The sequence below is a fragment of the Seonamhaeicola maritimus genome, from assembly GCF_008056315.1.
Classification (GTDB): Bacteria; Bacteroidota; Bacteroidia; order Flavobacteriales; family Flavobacteriaceae; genus Seonamhaeicola; species Seonamhaeicola maritimus.
The window spans coordinates 410,200-434,894 of record NZ_VRKQ01000008.1; the positions used below are offsets into that span (position 1 = coordinate 410,200).

The 24,695-nt window shown below is 35.9% G+C and carries 16 protein-coding genes; 12 read left to right on the top strand and 4 right to left on the bottom strand.

Translation table 11 applies throughout. The features are described 5' to 3' along the window. Positions 1-26 precede the first annotated feature (26 nt). The 10 genes from FUA22_RS01695 (at position 27) to FUA22_RS01740 (ending at position 14,936) form a co-directional block, all read left to right on the top strand. On the top strand, positions 27-791 hold the full coding sequence (locus tag FUA22_RS01695) for an SDR family NAD(P)-dependent oxidoreductase (protein WP_170309872.1): 765 nt from the start codon (positions 27-29) through the stop codon (positions 789-791). 15 nt (positions 792-806) lie between these two features. After that, complete coding sequence (locus FUA22_RS01700; protein ID WP_241664730.1) at positions 807-2,231, top strand: sulfatase; 1,425 nt, start codon at positions 807-809, stop codon at positions 2,229-2,231. Positions 2,232-2,241: 10 nt separating this feature from the next. Then, on the top strand, positions 2,242-3,696 hold the full coding sequence (gene aldA, locus FUA22_RS01705) for an aldehyde dehydrogenase (protein WP_147765959.1): 1,455 nt from the start codon (positions 2,242-2,244) through the stop codon (positions 3,694-3,696). A 59-nt stretch (positions 3,697-3,755) separates the two neighbouring features. Further along, positions 3,756-5,945, top strand: a complete 2,190-nt coding sequence (locus FUA22_RS01710; RefSeq protein WP_170309817.1) for a glycoside hydrolase family 3 C-terminal domain-containing protein — start codon at positions 3,756-3,758, stop codon at positions 5,943-5,945. A 20-nt stretch (positions 5,946-5,965) separates the two neighbouring features. Further along, a complete protein-coding gene (locus FUA22_RS01715) occupies positions 5,966-7,057 on the top strand; it encodes a mandelate racemase/muconate lactonizing enzyme family protein (RefSeq protein ID WP_147765961.1) in 1,092 nt (363 codons plus the stop codon). Between the two features lie 29 nt (positions 7,058-7,086). Further along, positions 7,087-8,133 carry an aldose epimerase family protein gene (locus FUA22_RS01720; RefSeq protein ID WP_147765963.1) on the top strand — a complete coding sequence of 349 codons (1,047 nt, stop codon included), beginning with the start codon at positions 7,087-7,089 and terminating at the stop codon, positions 8,131-8,133. A gap of 33 nt (positions 8,134-8,166) precedes the next feature. Further along, a complete protein-coding gene (locus FUA22_RS01725; RefSeq protein WP_147765965.1) occupies positions 8,167-9,180 on the top strand; it encodes an L-rhamnose/proton symporter RhaT in 1,014 nt (337 codons plus the stop codon). 269 nt (positions 9,181-9,449) lie between these two features. Then, entirely contained in the window at positions 9,450-11,654 is a 2,205-nt protein-coding gene (locus FUA22_RS01730; protein ID WP_147765967.1) for a DUF7133 domain-containing protein, read from the top strand. A gap of 3 nt (positions 11,655-11,657) precedes the next feature. Further along, positions 11,658-13,466, top strand: a complete 1,809-nt coding sequence (locus tag FUA22_RS01735; RefSeq protein WP_147765969.1) for a DUF5060 domain-containing protein — start codon at positions 11,658-11,660, stop codon at positions 13,464-13,466. A 63-nt stretch (positions 13,467-13,529) separates the two neighbouring features. After that, positions 13,530-14,936, top strand: coding sequence for a cytochrome P450 (locus FUA22_RS01740; protein ID WP_147765971.1), 1,407 nt, complete (start codon positions 13,530-13,532; stop codon positions 14,934-14,936). Here FUA22_RS01740 and FUA22_RS01745 read toward each other — a convergent pair. The 4 genes from FUA22_RS01745 to FUA22_RS01760 are packed head-to-tail and all read right to left on the bottom strand — an operon-like array spanning position 14,933 to position 21,943. Then, complete coding sequence (locus FUA22_RS01745; protein ID WP_147765973.1) at positions 14,933-16,051, bottom strand: Gfo/Idh/MocA family protein; 1,119 nt, start codon at positions 16,049-16,051, stop codon at positions 14,933-14,935. The genes FUA22_RS01740 and FUA22_RS01745 overlap by 4 nt on opposite strands. A 38-nt stretch (positions 16,052-16,089) precedes the next feature. Continuing rightward, positions 16,090-18,189 (bottom strand): hypothetical protein, encoded by a 2,100-nt coding sequence (locus FUA22_RS01750; RefSeq protein WP_147765975.1) that lies wholly within the window; start codon positions 18,187-18,189, stop codon positions 16,090-16,092. Positions 18,190-18,207: 18 nt separating this feature from the next. Next, a complete protein-coding gene (locus FUA22_RS01755) occupies positions 18,208-19,017 on the bottom strand; it encodes a LamG domain-containing protein (protein WP_147765977.1) in 810 nt (269 codons plus the stop codon). 7 nt (positions 19,018-19,024) lie between these two features. Continuing rightward, complete coding sequence (locus FUA22_RS01760) at positions 19,025-21,943, bottom strand: glycoside hydrolase family 2 protein (RefSeq protein WP_147765979.1); 2,919 nt, start codon at positions 21,941-21,943, stop codon at positions 19,025-19,027. Positions 21,944-22,244: 301 nt separating this feature from the next. On the opposite strand from FUA22_RS01760, the gene FUA22_RS01765 reads away from it, so the two are divergent. Continuing rightward, a complete protein-coding gene (locus tag FUA22_RS01765; RefSeq protein WP_241664732.1) occupies positions 22,245-23,528 on the top strand; it encodes an MFS transporter in 1,284 nt (427 codons plus the stop codon). A gap of 8 nt (positions 23,529-23,536) precedes the next feature. Then, positions 23,537-24,694, top strand: coding sequence for a mandelate racemase/muconate lactonizing enzyme family protein (locus tag FUA22_RS01770; protein WP_147765985.1), 1,158 nt, complete (start codon positions 23,537-23,539; stop codon positions 24,692-24,694). The last annotated feature ends 1 nt before the right edge of the window (position 24,695 follow it).

A 24,695-nucleotide genomic window follows, 5' to 3' on the forward strand; every position in this document is an offset into this window, starting at 1 on the left:
ACATTATAACAAAACATAAAATGAGTATTTTAAATAAATTCAGTTTAGAAGGAAAAACCGCTTTAGTAACTGGTTGTAAACGTGGTATTGGTAAAGCTATGGCTATTGGTTTAGCAGAAGCTGGTGCAGATATTATTGGAGTCTCTGCTTCTTTAGAGTTAGAAGGAAGTGATATTTCAAAAGAAGTGGAAGCGAGAGGAAAAAAATTCAGTGCTTACCAATGTGATTTTTCAGATAGAAAATCATTATACGAATTTATAAAAGCTGCTAAAGCTGATCACCCACAAATAGATATTTTGGTCAATAACGCTGGAACTATATTAAGAGCTCCAGCTGTAGAACATCCAGATGAAATGTGGGATAAAGTAATTGAAGTAAACCAAAATGCACAATTTATTTTGACCAGAGAATTTGGTAAGGATATGGTGGAAAGAGGATCGGGAAAAGTTGTTTTTACAGCATCTTTATTAACCTTCCAAGGAGGAATAACGGTTCCTGGTTATGCAGCAAGTAAAGGAGCTATAGGACAAATGACTATGGCTTTTGCTAATGAATGGGCAGGAAAAGGTGTTAATGTAAATGCTATTGCGCCTGGTTATATCGCAACAGATAATACTGAGGCATTACGAAATAATCCAGAAAGAAATAAGTCTATTTTAGAACGTATTCCTGCTGGTCGTTGGGGAGAAGCAACTGATTTTGCAGGTCCTACAGTATTTTTAGCATCTGAAGCAGCTGCTTATATGAATGGTACTACCGTTCTTGTAGATGGTGGCTGGATGGGAAGATAATCTTCTTTTTTAAAAATGAATTTTAAATCAACTTTCAACTATACTAAACTACTGCTGTTGGTTTTGATGGTCACGTCATGTGACCATCAAAAACTAATGGCTCAACAGCCTAATATTCTGTTCATCTTTTCTGATGATGCAGGGTATGCGGATTTTGGTTTCCATGGAAGTCATGATTTTAAAACACCAAATTTAGATGCGTTGGCGGCTAGTGGTGTTAAGTTTACACAAGCTTACGTGTCTGCTGCGGTTTGCGGACCTTCACGTGCTGGTTTGTTAACCGGAAAATATCAACAAAAATTCGGTTTTGAAGAAAACAACGTTAAAGGCTATATGAGCAACAGCTCTGCTTTATTGGGACATGACATGGGGCTTCCTGTAGACCAAGTTACAATGGCAGATTACCTAAAAGAATTGGGTTACAAAACCGCTTTATTTGGAAAATGGCATATGGGTCACGCCGATAGGTATCATCCAACAAAACGAGGTTTCGATGAATTCTACGGATTTAGAGGAGGCGCACGCAGTTATTGGGAAATGAGTGAGGCAGAAATGCAAAAGAAGGCTGAAGCAAAGTTAGAAAAAGGGTTTGGACATTTTAAAGAACCAGAAAAGTATTTAACAGATGAATTAGCAGATGCCACTATTGAGTTTATAGAACGAAATAAGAAGCAACCGTTTTTTGCTTACCTATCTTTTAATGCGGTGCATACGCCCATGGAGGCTCGTAAGGATGACTTAGAAAAAGTGCCAGCTCATTTAACAGGAAGACGTAGAACACTCGCTGCAATGACCATAGGAATGGATAGAGCCATAGGTAGAGTACTTGATAAGGTTAAAGAACTTGGATTGAGTGATAATACTTTAATTGTTTTCACTAATGATAATGGTGGTCCTTCAGATACAAATCATTCTAGTAACGCCCCGTTAAGTGGAACAAAAGCCAATCATTTAGAAGGCGGTATTAGAGTGCCTTTTTTAATGTCTTGGGCGGGAAAACTAAAAGCGAACTCATCTTATAACAATCCTATTTCAACTTTAGATTTATTACCAACATTTGTAACAGTTGGCGGAGGTGATGTATCGGAAATTGAAGGATTGGATGGCGTAGACTTAATGCCTTTTGCAAAAGGTGAAAGTCAAGGAAAGCCACACGAAACTCTGTTTTGGAAGAAGGAAAATAGAGGAGCTATTCGTCATAATGAATGGAAGCTAATTCGATTTCCGGATAGACCAGCAGAACTTTATAATATAGAAGAAGATATTTCAGAAATAAACGATTTAGCTTCGGAAAAACCGGAATTGGTTCGTGAACTTTACAAAAAATTATTCGATTGGGAATTGACTCTCGATCGCCCACTATGGCAGCTTAAACGCTTATATGAGGGGAAAGCGGCCGTAAGAATGGATAATCATAGAAAACCTAAAATTAAAAAGTAAATTACATATTATGGGTCAAGTAAAAGAATACCAGTTATTTATTAATGGTGAATGGAAAACATCCACTTCAGGAGAGACTATTGATATTGTTAGTCCATCTACAGAAGAAGTTGTGGCACGTGTACAAAATGGTACTGCAGAAGAAGCTGTTGAAGCTTTGAAAGCTGCTGAGGCTGCACAGAAAGAATGGAAAAAATTACCAGCAAAAACAAGAGCTGATTATTTATATGCTTTAGCTGATGAAATTGATGCTAACAATGAGCGTTTAGCCGTATTGTTAACAAAAGAACAAGGTAAGCTTTTAAAAGTAGCTCGTTTTGAAGTGGCTGTTACGGCAACTTTCATAAGATATGCTGCAGAAGGAGCAAGAAGAATTGAAGGAGATATCATTCCTTCTGATAATCCAAATGAACAAATATGGATTCAAAAAATCCCTAAAGGTGTTGTGGTTGCAATTACTGCTTGGAACTTCCCGTTAGCATTGGCGGGTCGTAAATTGGGACCAGCTTTAGTGGCAGGTAATTCCATAGTTATTAAGCCTACATCAGAAACACCAATAGCTACTCTAGAATTAGGAGATTTAGCTAATAAAGTTGGAATTCCTAAAGGAGTTATAAATATATTAACCGGACCAGGTAGAGCAATGGGTAACGCTTTAGTTGAAAGTCCAATTACCAAAATGATTACAATGACTGGTTCTACACCTGTAGGACAAAGCATTGCTCGTGCTGCGGCAGAAAATTTAACGCATGTTCAATTAGAATTAGGTGGAAAAGCGCCATTTATTGCTTTTGCTGATGCTGATATTGATGCAGCTGTAGCTGCAGCATTACATTCACGTTTTGATAACTGCGGACAAGTATGTACTTGTAACGAGCGTATGTATATTCATGAAGACATTTATGATGTATTCATGGAAAAATTCTTGGCTAAAGTTGCTGAAATCAAAGTTGGTGATCCAATGTTAGAAGAAACTGACATGGGACCAAAAGTAAATGCTTCAGAATTAAAGCATATGGAACATTTAGTAGAAGTATCATTGAAAGAAGGAGCTACTATTGCTGCGGGAGGTAAGAAACCTGAAGGAAAGGAATTTGAAAAAGGATATTGGTTTGAACCTACAGTTTTAACTAATGTAACTCAGGATATGACTATTGTTCATGAAGAGTCTTTCGGACCTATTTTACCAGTATTAAAATTTAAAACTTTCGAAGAAGTTATAGGTTACGCAAATGACTGCGAGTATGGTTTAGCTGCCATGGTATTTACCAATGATATGAGCACAATTATGAAGTGTAATGATGAGCTTGAATATGGTGAAATCTATGTAAATAGAGGTCATGGTGAGCAGCATCAAGGTTTCCATAATGGATATAAGTTATCTGGTTCAGGAGGTGAAGATGGCAAGTACGGATTTGAACAGTATTTAGAAAAGAAAACGTTTTACGTTAGACATAAGGTTTAATTTAGTTAGTCAGAACAGGTTCGAATTAGATTGTTAATTCGAGCCTGTTTGTTTTTAGAATGAAACATGTGAAGCGATTATTAGTTGTTTTGGTTTTGAGTATAACATGTAACATGTTTGCTCAAAAGGAATTTAAGTGGTTTGATGAATCTATTGCTTTTGAAGAGCGAGCAGATTTATTGGTTCAAGCAATGACGCTTGAAGAAAAATGTACACAATTCCTAAACAGTTCACCAGCAATTGAGCGATTGGGAGTTCCAGAATATAATTGGTGGAACGAATCACTTCATGGAGTAGCTAGAAATGGTAAAGCCACTATTTTTCCTCAAGGGATTGCCATGGGGGCAACCTTCAATCCTGATTTAATTCAAGAAATGACTACAGCTATTTCCAACGAAGGTCGTGCTAAATTTAAAATAGCACAATCTATGGGGAATAGAGGATTATATGCAGGATTAACATATTGGTCGCCTAACGTAAATATATTTAGAGATCCTAGATGGGGAAGAGGTCAAGAAACATATGGTGAAGATCCATTTTTGATGTCAAAAATTGGAGTAGCTTATGTAAAAGGACTTCAAGGAAATGATTCAAAATATTTAAAGGCCACGGCTTGTGCTAAACACTTTGCAGTACATTCAGGACCTGAAGAGTTAAGACATCATTTTGATGCTTCACCTTCAAAATTAGATTTATACGAAACATATTTACCTGCATTTGAGGCTTTGGTAACCGAAGGAAATGTAAAAGGTGTCATGGGAGCCTATAATGCTGTTTATGGAGACCCATCATGCAGTAGTCAATTCTTATTGGATGAACTACTAAAGAAACAATGGGGTTTTGATGGCTACATTGTTTCTGATTGCGGTGCTTTGGGTGACATCATGAAAGGGCATAAAAAGGTGAAAACTGCAGAAGAAGCGGCTGCTTTAGCTATGCAATCTGGTGTGAACTTAAATTGTGGATGGGTTTACAATAATCTGAAAAAAGCTATTGATAAAGGCTTAATTACCGAAGAACTTATTGACGAACGATTAAAGCAATTGTATTTGATTCGTTTCCAATTAGGCTTTTTTGATAGAGAAGAAAGTAACCCTTTCAATAAGGTAACTTCAGAAGTCATCAATTCAGATGAGCATAAAGAGATTGCTCGTAAAGTAGCGCAACAATCTATAGTACTGCTCAAAAATGAAAACAATGTATTGCCGCTAGATAAAAATATTAAAACTTTGTATGTTACGGGGCCTTTTGCTTCTTCTAGTAATATTTTGATGGCAAATTATTACGGCATGTCAGCTAATTTGGTGACCGTTTTAGAAGGTGTCACTGAGAAAGTATCCTTAGGAACTTCACTAAATTATCGTCAAGGAGTATTGCCATTTAATAAAAACCAAAATCCATTAAATTGGGCGCCTAAAGTTGCTGGACAAGTAGAGGCAACAATTGTGGTTGTTGGTATTTCCAACGAAATAGAAGGCGAGGAAGTAGATGCTATTGCCTCACAGCATAAGGGAGATAGAAAAGATTTAAAATTACCCCCTAGTCAGGTTCAGTACATTAAAGAATTATGTGAGTATAAAAAAGGACCAATCATTTTAGTGGTTGGAACAGGAAGTCCTGTTTCTTTGGAAGAAGTTGAGCCTTTAGTTGATGCTATTGTTTGTATGTGGTACCCAGGAGAACAAGGCGGAAATGCTGTTGCTGATGTGTTGTTTGGAGATGTAGCTCCTTCAGGGCATTTGCCAATTACGTTCCCAAAGAACGTTGAACAATTACCACCTTTTGATGATTACAATATGAAGGGTAGAACGTATAAGTATATGACTAAAGAACCTCAATATCCTTTTGGGTTTGGCTTATCATATAGTACAGTTGCCTTTAAAAATGCTAGTGTTAGTTCAACGAAACTGAAAAGAGGAAAAGATTTGTTGTTTTCAGCTGAAGTAACCAATACGGGGAAAATAGATTATGATGATGTAGTTCAGGTGTATTTGGTTCCGGAAAATGTTGCTGATTATTTACCAATGTATTCTTTGAAAGCGTTTAGAAGGGTTAATTTAAAAGTTGGAGAATCCAAAACTATAGCGTTTAAATTCTCAGAAAATGATTTTAAACAAACCAATTTAGAAGGGGAAAAAGTTTGGATGAAGGGTAATTATAAGCTTGTGGTTAGTAATGCACTTCCAAGTAAAAGAAGTATAGAATTAGGTTCAGCTAAACCTGAAGAGGTTCAATTAGCATTGAAATAAAAAATAGATATTTAAAAAAGATGAGTACAAAGATTTCAAAAGTAGATGCGCGTTTATTTGAGGTGCCATTGCCAGAAGTGCTTTCAGATGCAAAACACGGAGACCACTATCATTTTGAATTAGTGACGGTAACTATCACTCTTGAAGATGGAAGTGAAGGAACGGGATACACCTATACCGGTGGGAAAGGTGGTAATGCCATTAAAGCCATGGTTGATAATGACTTTGCCGTATTGGTAGGAATGGATGGTACAGATATAGATGGTATTTATGATTTTCTAGAATGGCACATTCATTATGTTGGTAGAGGAGGGATAGCCTCTTTTGCTATTTCCGCAGTAGATATTGCTCTCTGGGATATTAAGTGTAAAAAAGCAGGGCTTCCACTATGGAAAATGGCCGGCGGTATTGACAATACATGTAAGGCTTATTGCGGAGGGATTGATTTAATGTTCCCTTTAGAGAAGCTTTTAGGTAATATGCAAAGTTATTTAGACAGAGGTTTTAAAGCTGTGAAAATTAAGATTGGAAGAGAAAATCTTCAAGAGGATTTAGACCGAATTAAGGCTGTTAGAGAATTTGTTGGTCCAGATGTCACGTTTATGGTAGATGCTAACTATTCCATGTCTATAGAAAAAGCTTTAAAAGCTATAGAAGGTTTTAAACAATATAATATAACTTGGTTTGAAGAACCAATAATACCAGATAATTACAAAGGGTACGGAGAAATTGTTGATAAAACAGGTTTTCCGTTAGCAATGGGTGAAAACTTGCATACTATTCATGAGTTCGAATATGCCATGGACCAAGCAAAATTATCATTCGTGCAACCGGACGCTTCTAACTGTGGAGGTGTTACAGGATGGTTAGCTGCAGCAAGATTGGCAGACAAGCATGGTATTCCGGCTTGTTCTCATGGTATGCAGGAATTACACGTAAGTTTGGTGTCTGCACAACCTAATTCTGGATGGCTAGAAGTTCATAGTTTCCCAATTGATGAGTATACAACTAGACCTTTGGTTGTTGAGAATTACAGAGCTGTTGCTCCTGATTACCCGGGAACAGGGGTTATTTTTGATTGGGAGAAATTAGTACCATACGAGAAAAAATAAGGGAATAAACTTAACTAAAAAAGACATATATGAGTACCACAAAATCCAATTTCGGAAACTATAACGATATAGCTGTTGAGCAATATACTTTATCAAATGATAATGGTATGGAAGTTAAAATAATGAACTACGGAGCTACAATTACTTCTTTAAAAGTGCCAGTAAAAGGTGGTGGTATTAGAGAAGTGGCTTGTGGTTTTGATACTTTTGAAGGTTATTTTGCAGAGGATTACAAGAATAATGCACCATATTTTGGTTGTACGGTAGGACGCTATTGCTCTCAAATAAAAGATGCGAAATTTACTTTGAATGGGAAAGAATATAGTTTAGCAGATAACTGTGGGCCAAACAATTTACATGGTGGTGCAGTTGGTTTTGATAAGAAAATATGGTCTTCAGAAGAAGTTAATATTGACGGGGCTAGTGCTGCACTTAAAATGAGGTTAACAAGTGAAAGTTTAGAAGAAGGCTATCCTGGAAATGTTGAGGTTTCTGTAACATTTAGTTTAAATAATAATAATGAATTAAGCATAGATTATTTAGCAACTCCAGATGCAGATACACCATTATCACTTACAAATCATACGTATTTCAACTTATCAGGTTTCTCTGAAACAGTTGAAAATCATATGGCCCAAGTGAATACTAATACACGATTGGAAACTGATGATACGGGCGCAGCCACAGGTGTGATTTTAAACCTTGATGGAAAAGCAGATGACTTAAGAACTGGCAAGCGTATAGCAGATGTACATGCGGCAATGGGTGATGGTTTTGAACATTTTTATGTATTTGATAATCCGAACTCCGATTTACAACAAACAGCTATTGTTTCTAATCCATCAGGAGATTTAAGCTTAGAAGTATTTACCACTGAGCCATGTATGTTATTGTATACTGGAAAGTATACTTCAGACGATTTAAAGCGTGAAGACGGTACTCAATTTGGTAAGTACAGGGGGTTTTGTTGTGAAACACACCGTTATCCTAACGGACCAAATATTGAAAATTCTCCAGGATCTATTACAAAGGCAGGAGAGACATTTAAAACCACTACTATTTTTAAATTTAAATAAGAACCAATTAATACTAACTAAAAACTGAATATTATGATTGAAGGTATTTTATTTGCGATTTTCGCTGGATTAGTACTGGGGCTATATGCGCTCCCAGAAAAATTTACCAAAGATTTTAAATACGAAAACACATGGAGTTTATTCTTCTTGTTAACCATGTTCGTGGTACCAATTATTGCTTCTATAACTCTAATTAACGGTTTCGGAGATATTTTCGGAAACATGCCAACAGACATTTGGATTAAAATGGGTTTAACTTCATTCTTGTGGGGAATTGGTGTAATGATGTGGAGTAAAGCTATTAATCATATTGGCTTATCCTTAGGGTTTTCATTGTTTATTGGAACCATTATTTTGGTTGGGTCATTGTTGCCTTACATTGAAGAAGGCTTACCAGAATCAAATGTATTAACGGCTGTATTAATTGGACTAGCAGTAGTACTTGTTGGTATTTTTGCTAATGGTAAAGCGGGTCTGTTAAGAGAGAAAGATGAGGCCAAAGAAGATGAGGAAACTGGAAAGGGGTCTATGGTAACAGGAATTTTAATTGCTGTAATTGGTGGGTTATTAGCTACCGGGTTTAGTTATGCTAACGCAGCCGGTAGACCATATTTACATGAAGCTTCTCAAGCGGCAGGTAATGCAGAATGGGTAACGGCTGTTGCGGTTATGTTCCCAATATTTTTAAGTGGAGGTATTGTGATGACAGCGTTTTTCTTGTGGCAATTATCTCAGAAAAAGGCTTGGGGAGATTTTAAAACACCTGCCTTTGGTAAGAATTTCGTGTTAATTTTAATCATGGCTGTATTCCATTATGGAGCTTCGGCATTATTTGCTTTTGCTGCTTATAAACTCGGTAATAGTGGAAATACAGTGGGGTATGCAATTTTTAACACCTCATGTGTTGTAACGGCAATTATGAGTGGTATTATAACTAAAGAGTGGGTTAAGGCTTCAGGAAAGGCTAAGGGCTTTTTATACTTAGGTTTATCTTGTATGGTAATAGGTATTATTGTTGTGGCTTATGCTAATAGTTTAGCTGCTTAAATATTTTACATAGATATTTTCAAAAGTGTACCGTAATTACGGTACGCTTTTTTTTGTGTAAAATATGTATAGTTGGAAATAAAGACCAAAAACAAGTATAGAATAATCAGTTTAATTGAAGATTCTCTATGATTGATTAAGTTTGAAATTCCTATGATTAAGCTTTTTCAGATTTGAATAATTAATCATATGTTATACGATAAGGGTTAAAATTTATATTAATGAATAATCTATTGCAGTATTTTGCGCCAAATACTAAAACGCATTAAATGAAACTAAACCAATTTTACTTTTTAACAGCTTTGTCTGTTTTTATCTTACTTTCTAGTTGTAAAGAAAAGGAAAAGGAGTATTCCGATGTTATTTATGAAAAACCAGAAATAGTTAAGATTCCTTCTGTAGATTTTTTATCGCCAGAGGAAAGTTTAAAAACCATGCATCTCCCAGAAGGTTACCGTATGAAACTGGTTGCAAGTGAACCTATGATTAATGAACCAGTAGCTATGGAATGGGATGCCAATGGTAAATTATATGTAGCGGAAATGCTTACTTATATGCAGGATATTGATGGGACAGATGAAAACGAGCCTTGGAGTAGAATATCCGTCTTAGAAGACACCGATAATGATGGTAAAATGGATAAAAGCACCGTGTTTATTGATAGTCTGGTATTACCAAGAATTATTATGCCTTTAGATGACAGACTTATCGTTGGAGAAACCTATAACCGAGATATGTGGAGTTACCGAGATACAGATGGAGATAATGTGGCAGATGAAAAAGTACTACTACTAAAAAGTCATAAAAGAGATAATGCTAATTTAGAACATCAGTCGGCTAGCATGCTTTGGGGTATTGATAATTGGCTATATCTTTCAAGAGGTTCTGTTAGATATAAATTTGCACATAATAAAATAGAAACTGATACTATGTTGGATGCTCCAAGTGGGCAATGGGGGTTAACTCAAGACGAAGTCGGGCAGTTGTATTATTCCAGTGCAGGAGGTGAAAATTCAGCTTTAGGATTTCAACAGCACCCATCTTATGGGAATTTAGAATTGAAGGGCCAAAAAGAAGAGGATTTTGAAGCTGTATGGCCAATTATTGGTACGCCAGATGTTCAAGGAGGGCTGAAACGATTGAGAGAAGATGGTACCTTGAATCATTTTACGGCAAGTTGTGGGCAAGCTATATTTTTAGGTGATAAATTACCACCAAGTCTTTATGGAGATTTATTCATTCCAGAACCAGTTGGGAGGTTGATACGAAGAGCCAAAGTGGAACATGTTGATGGGAAAGCAGTTTTGAGTAATCCTTATCATGAAACGGAGTTCTTAGCCTCCACTGATTCCAATTTCAGACCCGTGGATATGAAAACAGGTCCGGACGGTTGTTTGTATGTTGTTGATATGTATCGTGGAATTATTCAAGAAGGGAACTGGGTTAGAAAAGGAAGTTTTTTACGTCCAGTTGTTGAGAAAATGGGCTTCGATAAAAATATTGGAAAAGGAAGGATTTACAGAATTGTACATGATGATATCAAACCTTCAAAAAAGGAAAAACTACTTAGTAAGTCAACTGAGCAATTGCTGCCTTATTTAGGTCATGATAATGGTTGGTATAGATTGACAGCTCAAAAACTAATTATTTTAAAAGACGATAAATCTATCGTTCCAAAGTTGCAGAAAATAGTAGAAGGAGATGATCTACCATTAGCTAGATTACATGCATTATGGACTTTAGACGGCTTAGGTGCTATTGAAGAAAATACGCTTGTAGGAGCATTAAATGATGAAGATTCAAGAATTAAGCAAGCAGCCTTAAGAATATCAGAACCTTTACTAAAGAAAGGTAATGAAACTGTTTTTAATGCTATGTCTAGCTTAAAAGAAGATTCTGATATTGAAATTCCACTTCAACTTATTCGGTCTTTTGGAACCAATAAAACGGATAAAACTAAAGCCGTTATTCAAGAAATTATGGATGCTCATTCTGAAAACGAAGTGGTTGCAATGGTAGGAAGTGAAAACTTAAAAGAAGTGCCTCCCGTTATTGAGCAACTTAAAAAGAAGCATGTTTTGAAAAGTGGGCAAATAAAAAATGCTATAGTTGAAGGGTATAAAAATTATACCAGCATTTGTGCTGCTTGTCATGGACCCCAAGGGAAAGGCATAGAAGGATTAGCTCCAACTTTAGTGGGGTCACCTAGGGTTACAGGGAATCCGGAAGTTGCCATTAAAATTTTAATGGACGGATTAACTGGACCTATTGACGGTAAGGAATATTCTGGTGTCATGGTAGGAATGAAACATCAAGGAGATAAGTGGTTAGCAGATGTATTAACATACATTAGAAGTGAGTTAAATGATGCCGGTGCTGTTCCCGAATGGCGATTCAAAAACATTAAAAAGAAGAAAGGTATTAAAGAAAGAGATTCGTATTGGACTATTGAAGAATTATATAAAAAGGAATAAACCATGTTAACAAAAAAGACATCGCTGTTATTATTAATAGTTGCATTTCTATCATTTCAGATTAGTGATGCTCAAAAGATTATTGGAGAACTTAAGAAATGGCATAAAGTAACTTTAAATTTTGAAGGACCTGAAACATCCGAAGATGCTGAGGAGAATCCGTTTTTGAACTACAAATTAGATGTAACCTTCAAACATGAGTCTGGTAAAACTTATGTAATTCCAGGTTATTATGCGGCTGACGGTAATGCTGCTAATACGGGAGCAACTTCTGGTAATGTTTGGCGCGTGCATTTTTCTCCTGATCAAATAGGGAGGTGGAGTTATAAAGTTAGGTTTGTTAAACATAAATGGGCAGCTGTTCGTGTATCCAATAAATTGAAATCTGCAGGATTTATGGATAAAAAAGAAGGAGAGTTTACCGTTACTGATACAGACAAGACAGGGAAAGACATGCGTGCCAAAGGTCGTTTACAATATGTTGGTGAGCGTTACTTGAAATTTGCAGGAACTGGTGAGTATTTCTTAAAATGTGGAGCCGATGCACCTGAGAATTTCTTAGCTTATGATGAGTTTGATGGTACGTTTCATAATGATGGTAAAAAAGATGATTTAGTAAAATCTTGGGAAGCTCACGAACAAGATTGGAAAGATGGTGATCCAACTTGGAAAGACGGAAACGGAAAAGATATCATTGGAGCGGTTAATTACTTAGCCTCAAAAGGTATGAATGTGTTCTCATTTATTACCATGAATATTGAAGGTGATGATAAAAATGTGTTCCCTTATGTAGATTATAATACTTATGACAGGTTTGATGTGTCAAAGCTGGACCAATGGGAAATAGTGTTTTCGCATGGTGAAAAGTTAGGGATGTTTTTGCATTTTAAAACATTGGAAGCCGAAAATCAAGGTCTTTTAGATAATGGAGGAACTGGGCTTTATACCAAACTGTACTACCGGGAATTAATTGCACGTTTCGGACATCATTTGGCGTTAAACTGGAATTTATGTGAAGAAACTGGAGATTGGCAAAATCCACCGAGAACATTTCCTGTTGATGTTCAAGGACGATTAACATTGGCTAATTACGTGTCTAATATCGACCCTTATAATCATCATATAGTGATTCATAATGGTAACTGGTATACTGGAATTTATGGAAAGGACAGTAAGTTTACAGGAGCGTCTTTACAAACCAATAGAACTGATTTTGGAAACGTTCATAAGCAGGTGCTAAGAATTTTAAAAGAAGCGGATGCTGAAGGTAAAACTTGGGCGGTTGCTTGTGATGAACCAGGTGATGCGCAACACTCTTTAGTTCCAGATAAAGACAATCCAGAACATAACAATGCAAGAAAAAATGGCCTTTGGGGCGCAATGATGGCTGGAGCTTGGGGTACTGAGTGGTATTTTGGTTATAAGCATGACCATTCAGATTTAACGTGTCAGGACTACCGATCTAGAGATTTATTTTGGGACCAAGGAAAAATCTGTTTAGACTTTTTTAATGATAATAAGATTCCTGTACAGGATATGACTTCGAATGATAGTTTAATTTCTTCGGAAGGTGATTATGTTTTGGCTCATGAGGGAAAAAGCTATGTAGTCTTCTTAAAAAATGGGGGTGAGTCTACACTTGATTTAAAAGATAATTCAGGCGAATATTCCGTTTTGTGGTATAATCCAAGAACTGGTGGTGAATTGAAAAAAGGAAAAGTAAAAACCATTAAAGGTTCTGGAAAACAATCTTTAGGCTTACCTCCGAAAGATAAGGACCAAGACTGGGCAGTTTGGGTAACAAAGAAATAATTAGACATATTTCTTTTACATCAAAACATATAATTCTAATTTAGGAGCTTAACTTAAGAAGCCTTGAATAAAGAACAAATAAAAATAAAGGACCTGCCAACTCCTAAAGGAGCTTTCTTGGTAGGTCATTTACCTCAGTTTAATGCCCATAATAAACATCAAGTATTAGAACGGTGGGTGGAAGAATGTGGTGACCTTTTCAAAATTAATTTTGTTGGTAAAGAGTTTGTGGTTTCCGCTAACCCAATTATTAATGCTGAAATTTTAAAACTAAGACCAGAAAAGTTTAGACGTTTTTCTAAAATTGATGAGATACTCAGAGAAATGGGAGTGGTTGGTGTTTTTAATGCCGAAGGAGACATATGGAAGCTACACAGAAAAATCACCGCTGAAGCCTTAAATGCTAAAAAAGTAAGAGAAAACTATGATGTTATTCTTGATAAAACGAATCGACTTTTAGGAAAATTCAAAGGTTATTCTCAAAGCAATAAGCCAATAGATATTCAAAAAGAACTCATGGCGTTTACCATTGATGTTACTACAGCCATAGCTTTCGGGTATGAGTTGGATACCATAAATAATAAGGCCGATAGTTTTCAACAGCATTTAGAGTGCATTTTTCCAATGATAAATGAGCGCGTTACGGCACCAATACCCCTTTGGAAAGTCATAAAAAGAAAAAAGGATAAAGAATTGGAGCGTTCTATAGCTGCTATTGAAAAAATCATTTATCAGTTTATTGAAGAGGCTCGAGTAAGATTAGTAGAGAACCCAGAACTGAAATCAAATCCAACCAACTTTTTAGAGGCTCTTTTGTCTGATGGCAATGATGTTGATTTTACTAATGAAGAAATATATGGCAACATTTTCACCATGTTATTGGCCGGAGAAGACACCACCTCTAATTCCATTTCTTGGGCCATTTATTTTCTGTCACAAAATCCGGAAATAGTTAAAAAGGTTAGGGCCGAGGCTCATGCTGTGTATGGAAATTCTGAAGTACCTCAAACAAATAAAGAGTTGTTGAAATTAAAGTATACCAATGCGGTTGTTCAGGAGGTAATTAGGTTAAAACCAACTACGCCTCAACTTTATATGGAAGCTTTAGAGACCTTGACTATAGAGGGTTTTGCTATTCCAAAGAATACAAAAGTGATACTTCAAACCAAGGTAGCCCAAACCAATGAGGCATATTTTTCAAACCCAAATGATTTTAGTCCGGAGCGTTGGTTGAAATCGGAATGTCCTATGCATCAAAATCATTCACCTGAAATGATAAAAGCTTTTGGTGGTGGGCCTCGTTTTTGTCCAGGAATGAAACTTGCAATAAACGAAATGGTAATTTTACTATCGGTTTTATGTAAACATTTTGATTTTAAAATGACTGTAAAACCAGAAGATGTAAAAGAGCAATTCTCCTTTACAATGTACCCTGAAAATTTATTTATTCAATTATTAAAGGCTAATTAAATCAAAATTCTTGCTCCGTTTTGTTCTAAAGATTTAAAAATAGCTTCAATCACTTTCATGTCTTTTAGACCTTCTTCACCTGGAACGATAGAATCGGTGTTGTTTTTAACATTAAGTGCAAAAGCATCCATTTGAGCCTGTTGTTGGTTGAACTTTGGGAATTCTAAAATCTCATCCTTTATAAAACCTTTTATGCCACCGTAGCCATACGAAGGCATTAATTGTGCCTTCCCTTTTTGAGCACTCACAAATAAGCTATTTACACTCATGGCGTAGGAAGTAGTTGAGTTAGAGATTTTTCCATCAGGAAATTCCATTTGCCAAGTAATGGTTTCATTTACCTCTTTAAATTTTTCATTACCCGAATTGAAGGCCTGAGCTCTTAAGGCAATTGGTTCTTGTCCAAAACTATAACGACAGGCTTGTATGCAATACACTCCAACATCCATTAAAGCTCCACCCCCAGCTAAATCTTTTTTTAATCTCCATTGAGTTGGATCACCAATGGTAAAAGCAAAATCAGCATTCACATAATTAATGGAACCAAGCGTGTTTTCTTTAGAAAGGTTAATGATTCTTTTATGATAAGGGTCAAATTGTAAACGATATCCAATGGATAGCTTAACATTATTGTCATCACAAGCTTTAATCATAGCCTTACATTCTGCTACCGAAACTGCCATAGGTTTTTCGCAAATAACGTGCTTGCCAGCTTTAGCTGCTCTAATAGTAAATTCGGCATGCATGGAATTTGGTAATACTATGTAAACAATATCTATATCTTTATTTGACGCGATGTCATCAAAGTTCTCATAGTTATAAATGTTCCCCTTAGGAATGTTGTATTTTTTTGCCCATTCTTTTTCTTTTTCTTTAGTTCCAGTAACAATGGCGGACAGATAACAATGTTCAGTTTCTAATAGGGAAGGTGCCAATTGACCTTTTGAATAATTCCCTAAACCTACCAAGGCAATACCAAGTTTATCCTTACCTGATGAACCACAACTTGTGGCCAAAGCTGAATTTAAGGGCAACCCAATGCTCAGGGCACTTAGTCCTAAGGCTGAGGTTTTTATAAAGTCTCTTCTAGGAACTAGGTTTTTTTTCGAAGCCATTTTAACTGGTTTAAGGTTAGTTTCTTAAAGATAAGTGATTAATCTTGTTTAGCAATAGAAACATCATTTTCAGCATCAGCAATATGTTTTCGCCAAGAAAATTTAGGGTCGAATTGATAGGGCATTTCAGAAACATTATAGCGTTCCATGGTTTCTGTATAAACTTTCCAATGGTCTGCTGCTTGTTCCAAGTGTTTAACGGCTTTAAACTGTGCTCCATCCTTACCAAACTTTCTGTAAGTTTCAAGAAAAGTGCCTCCGTGAATTTTGTCGGCAAAATATAAACCATAATGCCCCCAAGCTTCAATATCATTCAATTCGATCTGTAATAGCTTATTGTCCTGATGGTTTTCTTTAAATGACTTTACAAAAGCTAAAGCTTCATTGCTTTCTTTTTCAGTAATATTTGCTAATTCAATTGGAGTTATTTGTTCTTCTTTAAATTTACCAGCAACAAAATCTTTAATATTAACATAGCTGGAATCTAATACTGGATGATTGATGAATTTATTAATATCTATAAACTTACCTCCAATGGTAGTGAAGCCTTCGGTATAAAGAGTAGCGTCCCAGGTACCTCTATGAAAACTAGCCACCCGATTGGCATTCATAGAACCTAATTTCCAAGCATTCAATAGTTCTGTGGCGTCTTCAATATTGAATTTTTCTTCTAAGGAATTTATAAAGTAATCATCTGAAATAGAGTTGTTGTACAACAAATTACCCCAAACTTTGTAGAATAACCATTGTCTTTCAAAAGCATAATCCCAAGTTCTATGTTCTTCTTTAGTAATATAATCCTTTGCGGGAATATATGTTTCAGAGCCTATTATAGCACCTCCAATATAGTCTTGACTATTGTTGCTTAAATAATTTCTAATAAAGTCCGGTTGTGCCCAACGTAGTGCAAAGAAATCTTCATTTCTAACAGTATAAACGCCTTTATAGTTTTTAGGTTTTGGGTTCCAATATGTGTCTGTTAAAATACCGCCGTGAACTATGGAAAGTTTTGGGGATGAATGTCCGTGAGACCAATTGTATTTGAAACCAAGATAAACATCATCCTCCATGTCTATACTTTCAATGGCTTCTCTTGTTAATATTTCGGTAGATTTACTAACCGTTCCATGACTTGATAATCCTGCGGAAAGGGGTGCTCTGTAGAATAATTTAACTTCTCTGTTGGCTTCTTTTAAAGCTGCAATCATGGTTCTATTTATCCAATCTCTGCGTTCTTCAGAAGTCATACCACCCATGCGTTCTCCTAAAGTGATGCCAATACCTGTTAAGTTTTCATATTCGTTAATGGTTTTAGATACCATTTCTCTAGTATATTCCTCAAGAAGCGCATTGGTTTCTCCTTCACCCCAAAAGCCACTATCTTTTGAATATTCCCCAATATTGTATGCTTCGCCAAACTCTTTGGACACAAAAATGTTCCAATTAAAAATATAGGTTTCAATACCTCTATCTTTAGCCATTTTAAAAATGGTTTTAAAGAACGATTGCCATTCCTTCATTTCTTCATCAGAAAAGGGTCTTGCTTTAGGGAATTTTTCCGATTGAACCATGAACATATAGGGGTGCAAATTCCAGAGCGATAACACATTGAACTTATTTTCGGCCATCATGTTCAAAAATGATTCCCAAAACTTGAGGTCTTTACAAGTATCATAATGTAGTGCTAAATTTTCACCACTTCGATAAGAAAACCAAGGGAGATTGAACTTAATAGCCCTAAATTTATAATGAGCATCAACAGCTTTTCCAGATATATCTTTCCAGCTTTCTCCTGATTTTAATTGTTCAGTGATATCCTGAAGACCGTAGAAAACACCTCTTTTATGTGAAGAAGAAATGGTTATAACGTTGTTTTGGTTTGTAATAGTGAAACTATCATCATCTGAACTTCCAGAATTTTTCAACTCTAAAATAACTTGAGCTGTTTCCTTTGAATTAGTTATGATAGTTTGGTTTCCAGATTCAATGAGAAAGGTTTCAAATTGATTAAGGCCGAAAGCTACTTTTTCTTTAATACCTTCCTCTACAAATATAGATATGGTATTACTTTTTGGTTGACATGAAAAGGCAACCATGGTTATTAAAACCATGGATATTGATTTTAGCAGCACTTTCATTTATTTGTAGTTTTATGTTTAGTTGTTAACTAATTTCCAACCTCGAACCCAATCTACCATCATCGTGTTTTTAGAATCATCTAAAAGAGATTCTTTTGTTGGCCACCCTTGCCATGTAAAAACTTCAGTATCAAAGAAGAGATACTGTTTTTCCTTAAACGGCCCTCTTAACTCTACTTCACTAACCTTTTTACCATTCAAATAGAAAATGCAAGTGTTCGCATCTTTCCACCAAACCGCATAAACGTTATATGTGCTTCCGGCTGGTTTGGGCATTTTATATTTAATGGGTGTATTAAGGTCTTTATCCCATCCTTTTTTAAAGTAATGTGTGTTAATCATCATGGTGTCTTTAACGCCATTACGCTCTGGTTTTGATGGGGCACCTAGGTTTTCAATAACATCAATTTCTGAATAATTTCCTTGAAACCAAAACGCTGAAGTCATGGATATGTTAGAACATTTAATTTTTGCCTCATAATAGCCATAATAGCAGCTTCGCTTTTTTGAAGTTACGCAGGCAGCAGTTACTGTTTCTGCTTTTACATCTGAGGCACCATTTCTTAGTGTTGATTTCAATTGTAAATTCCCATTATCTACGGAAACATTAGAAGGTGTGTGTGTGCTGTTTCTTCCCGTCCAATAAGGGTGGTAAGGAATCCACTTCTTAGAATCTAGTTGTTTGCCGTTAAATTCATCAGACACTGCTTCAATTTTAACCCATTTCTTCCCTTTAGGTGGTTCTGGTAAATTGCTTTTTTGCCCGAATAAAAGATTCCCATTTAAAACAAGAGTTAAAAGGAGAATAAAAGAAGGTGTTTTTTTCATATATAAATTATTTCCATTCACTTAATTCAAAAGCATTCAGCCATATACCTTTATTGCCTTTACCTTTAAAGTTTATTGTCACTGGAGAAATTCCATCAGAAATAAATTCTATTACTCCCATTCCAGGAGCCTCCCACTGCATTTGCTTACCATCAGTCACCTGAACATCAACTTGTTTATCACCAACCAATGCTTCAGATGCAACAATTATTGACTTTTCATATGGTAGTTTATGAATGGTTACTGACTTTAGTTTCTCTTTATTAGGATCCATAGAATCTGAATTACTACTTGGAGCATGATGCCATGTAGTTAATTTATAGGTGCCTTTTGGAAGGTTATCAAATACTAAATTTACACCTTTATCATCTATAGCAAGGAGCCCTTCTCCGTAAGCATATCCATATTTACCTATAACATTCATTTCTCCCAACCAGCGTGTTATCCCATCATCAGATCCTTTCACGATTTTAGCTTTTGATCCTTTGAAAGTTTGGAATGAATACACATTTTCAGCTTCATCGGTACCATACCAAGGTTGCCAACCAAATTGCAATAATTGATCAGGTGCACCAAGATCTACACGTTCACTTTTGAAATCATAAATGGCCTCGGCATTTTTTTGAATTTCATTCCTGTCATAAGGAGCTAATGCTATTGAGGCACTGGCGGATTTTAATCCTTTACATTTGGCGGTTACTGTTATTTCTTCATCACTATTTCCAGCTCTTATCAAAGCAGGAGCAACACCATATTCTGTAAACATAGGATTAGCATTAATATCAGCATTATCACCAATTACAGAAGCATCTCCTTTAACTGAGAATTTAATAAGATGGTCTGTATCAAAAACTGGAGTTCCATTTTTATCTACTACTGTGGCATAGGCAACTAATATGTCTGTTCCGTCGGCAATAAACGGACGTCCTTCAGTATCTAAATGTAAATGAATAGCATAAGGTTTTCCTGGAGTTTTTTTAGAGGTTTCGATGGTGTTTCCGTCTTTTAAATAGCCTTTAGCAACTAGTTTTCCAGATTTGTAATCAATATTTTTAAAATGAAAAGGTGCATGGTCTAAACCGTCATAAATAGTGTCATTACTTGGTTTCAGACGTTCAATTAATTTATCATTCAAAGTTAACTCCACTTCATCTGCATTGCTAAAGACAGTAATTTTTTTAGCGTCAGGAACCCATTCTTCTTGAATGTTAATAAATGGTTCTTCTAGCATTTCAGCTTTATACCACTCTAAATAAGGTCTTGGATCTCTAAAAATGGTCATCATACCACTTCTTGTACGGTCTCTTTTATCATTAGCTCTACTATGAGTAGGATGAAAGGTGTAATAGGCATGGGCCGTCCACGAAATTAACCCTGTCATTAACGGGTCTTTTTTATATGGAGCCACAGCAGCTGCTCCACGACCGCCTTCCATTGCAAAAATAGGCTCACTTCTATCCCAAAGGAATGGCCCGTAAAGCATATTAGCATTAATATCTGTTAGTCCAGATGTTTGCCACCCGGTCCAACGTGCTCCTTGTGAAGCTGTTAAACGCGTAGGGTCTTCTTGTTTGATGGTGTTATGAACTCTAGGAACATACCCTCTATGATTTACGCCTGCACCCCACATAACTATTGATGCATGGTTTCTATGGTTACGCACCATGGTTCTAGCTGATTTTTCCAAATTATCCCACCAAACTCCTTTATCAGAAATAGATATCCAAGTAGGTGCTTCTTCGTATACTAAAATACCCAATTCATCACAAGCCTCTATTAACGCATCGTCTTGGGGGTAGTGAGCGGTTCGCATAATGTTCCAACCATATTCTTTAAATTGAAGCATATCTTTATAATGTAGTGCATTTGGAACGGCATCACCTAAATATGGATATTGTTGATGACGGTTAGAGCCAATTAATTCAATAGGTTCGCCATTCAAAATAAAACCTCTTATTGGATCTTGTTCAAATTTTCTAAGCCCTATTTTATTTTCAACAAAATCGATTTCTTTTCCGTCAACAATTACAACACTATTTACTCTGTATAAATACGGGTTATCAATTCCCCAAAATTTTACATTATCCTCTAAACTTCCAATTTGATTGAATTGAAATTCTTGTCCTGGCCAAATATCAACTTCATTTGTTAACTTTAAAACAACCAAACCATCTTTATCAATAACTCGAGTAAGAAGTTGGCATTTTGTAGATTTTGTAGTTTCATTTTTAACCGATGTTTTTACCGATACTACGGCATTTTTGTTAATGATATCAATTGTTGGGGTAGTTATACTAACACCGGAATTAAGGGTTTCCCAATTAAAAGTAACGTGCACAGGATTTGTTTCTACTAGATACAAATCTCTGTAAAGACCACTGAATTTAACATAATCAAATGGTCCAGGATCCGGTGGCACCATTTCGTTACGTCTATTATCTGCTAAAATAGTTATTTGATTGTCTTTTCCTTTTTCAACAAAATCTGTAATGTCAAAATGAAAGGGTGTGTAGCCACCAACTGCATGCTGCCCAATGTGTTTACCATTAATCCATAAGTCGGTAACTTGATGAACACCTTCAAACTCTAAGAATACTTTTTTGTTGGAGTTTGCTATGGGAATGGTTTTTCTGTACCAACCAACCTCTCTGTGAAAAACCAATTGTGTTTTTTCATCATTTAAGCCATCAAGCGTTAACGAGGTTAATTTTAAAGTGTGCGGAATGCTTACTGTTTCCCAGTTAGAATCATCTAAATCGACTACGAAATTTTTAGCTTCAGGATTACCTAAATGAAATTTCCAATCTTGATTCAGACTTATTTTTGTTCGGTCTGTATCTGGAAATCCATAAGGTAAACTTTGGGCATTCGATTTGAAAAATAATGCAAAAAAGAAGACTACTGTGAGGGATAAAATACGAGTCATAATATGTTTAGTTTAGTTGAGGACTAAAGGTCTTATTTTATTTTTTTAAAAATGAAAACAAATGAGTTCAAAGATGAAACATATGTTCTTTAAGTTTGAGGTGCTGTTTGTTTTTGCTATTTTAATCGCTTTAATGTTGTAAAATATGAGATTTTAGGGGTAATATCTGGTCAATCTATTGTTGATATGATGTACCTGTATGCGTTAATATATATATTTGGTTTGGCTGAAGAAAAGTACTTTGGCACAGACCAAAGAATTTAAAAAAAAAGTTTTTAAGTGGTTTAGAATGGCATTAAATATGAGAAAACCAGAGACGCGTAAACGGTATAATATTTTAGCAATGATATTTGTAACCGTTGTAATAAATTACCTTGACAGAACAAATATCTCAGTAGCAGCTTTTGCCTTGAGGCAGGAACTTGGAATTGACACCGTTCAAATGGGGTACGTGTTTTCTGCGTTTGGATGGTTTTATGCCTGTTTACAGATTCCTGGAGGTATTGTGGCCGATAAGATCAAATCAAGAGTATTATATGCCTTTCTTTTAACCTTTTGGTCTATAGCTACATTATTGCAAGGATTAATAAATTCCTTCATTGTTCTATTAGGATTAAGAGCCAGTATTGGGGTTTTTGAGGCGCCTTCGTATCCAATTAATAATCTAGTGGTAAGTAGATGGTTTCCCGAAAAAGAGCGAGCTTCTGCTATTGGTATTTATACATCTGGTCAATTTTTAGGATTAGCTTTTTTAATGCCAATACTTACACTTATTCAAAATGCTTTAGGGTGGAGAGGCTTATTTGTTGTATCAGGTATTATTGGATTAGTTTGGGCGGCTATTTGGTACATTTTTTACAGAGATCCTAGAGACCATAAATCTGTTAGTGAATCAGAGTTAGAATATATTGAGAAAGGTGGTGGGCTTGTTGGTTCAAAAGTGAAGGATAATGAAAAGAAAAAGTTTGCCTGGGATGACTTTAAACAAGCATTTATTTACAGAAAACTGTGGGGAATATATTTGGGTCAATTCTGTTTAGGAGCGACTACCATGTTCTTTTTAACTTGGTTCCCAACCTATTTGGTAGAGTTTAGAGGATTAGATTTTATTAAATCTGGATATTTAGCATCCTTACCTTTTTTAGCGGCTTTTGTTGGCGTTCTATTATCTGGTTTCACCTCTGATTTTTTAATAAAGAAAGGAGTCTCAAACGAAATATCAAGAAAAGCACCCATCATTATAGGAATGCTATTATCAACATGTATCATTGGCGCTAATTATACAGACGACACCTTTTTTATAATATTGTTTTTAGCAATAGCCTTTTTTGGGACTGGTTTAGCAAGTATTGCTTGGGTATTTGTGTCTTTAATTGCTCCAAAGGAAAATTTAGGACTAGTTGGTGGTGCCTTTAATTTTATTGGTGGGTTATCAGGTATTGTTATTCCAATTGTAATTGGGTATCTTGTAAAAGATGGCGATTTTAGTCCTGCTTTAATATTTATTGCAGCTATTGCCTTTTTAGGGTTCTTCTCTTATACATTTTTAGTTGGAAAGGTAGAACGCATTGTTCCAAAGAAATAAGTTTACACATGAAAATTACAGCAGTTAAAACTTTTCCTGTTAACATAGGTTCAGGAAGTCAGTTAGTTATAAAAATTGAAACCGATTCTGGTTTACATGGATGGGGTGCTTCCGGTTTGTCTGGTAGAGAGTTAGCAGTTATTGGAGCTATAGATCACTACAGACCATTAATTATTGGTAGAAACCCAATGCAAATTGGTGCCATTTGGCAAGACTTGTATAGAGGGCAATATTTTGAAGGCGGACGTGTATTAACAGCCGCTATTTCTGCCATTGATATTGCACTTCATGATATAAAGGGGAAAGCTTTAGAAGTTCCAGTCTACGAATTATTAGGAGGAAAGCAACGTGATTTTGTTGAGTGTTTTGCTTCGGTTCGATTTTCAACTTTGGATGCATTGTTAGAGCAATCAAAGCGTTTGGTTAAAGAAGGATGGAACATGTTGCGTTTGGCACCGGCCGAATTTGAAGCACAAGATGATATTACACTTTTTGAACCCAGGAATTCTATCGCTATGTTAGCAGAATGGATGGTAACATTAAGGAAGGAAGTAGGTTCAAAAGTCACTATAGGAATTGATTATCACACCAGATTAACCGCTGCGGAAACATATTCATTCATGAAACGTATGCCACCTGGAACTTTAGATTTTATAGAAGAACCTATAAGAGATGAAAACCCCGAGGCTTATGAAAGTCTTCGAAAAATGATAGACATTCCTTTTGCTATTGGTGAAGAGTTCTCCAGTAAATGGCAATTTTTACCATTTATTGAAAGGAACATAACACAATATGCTCGTATTGATGTTTGTAATGTTGGAGGTATTACAGAATCTATGAAGGTTGCTTCTTTGGCAGAAGCTCATTATATAGATTTAATGCCACATAATCCGTTAGGGCCTATTTGTACAGCCGCTACTATTCATGTGGCTGCTGCTTGTCCAAACTTTAGCTGGTTAGAAGAAGTCAATACTGGGGCACATGTGTCAACAAACGATCCTAAATATTATCCGGTACAACCAAAATTGGCAGGACCACGTTACCCAGTGCCTACAGAACCGGGGTTAGGTGTTGAGTTTAATGAAGAATTGGCCATAGAACAAGGTTTTAAACCTATTGAAATACCTAGGTTGAAACGTAAGGATGGATCACTTACTAACTGGTAGG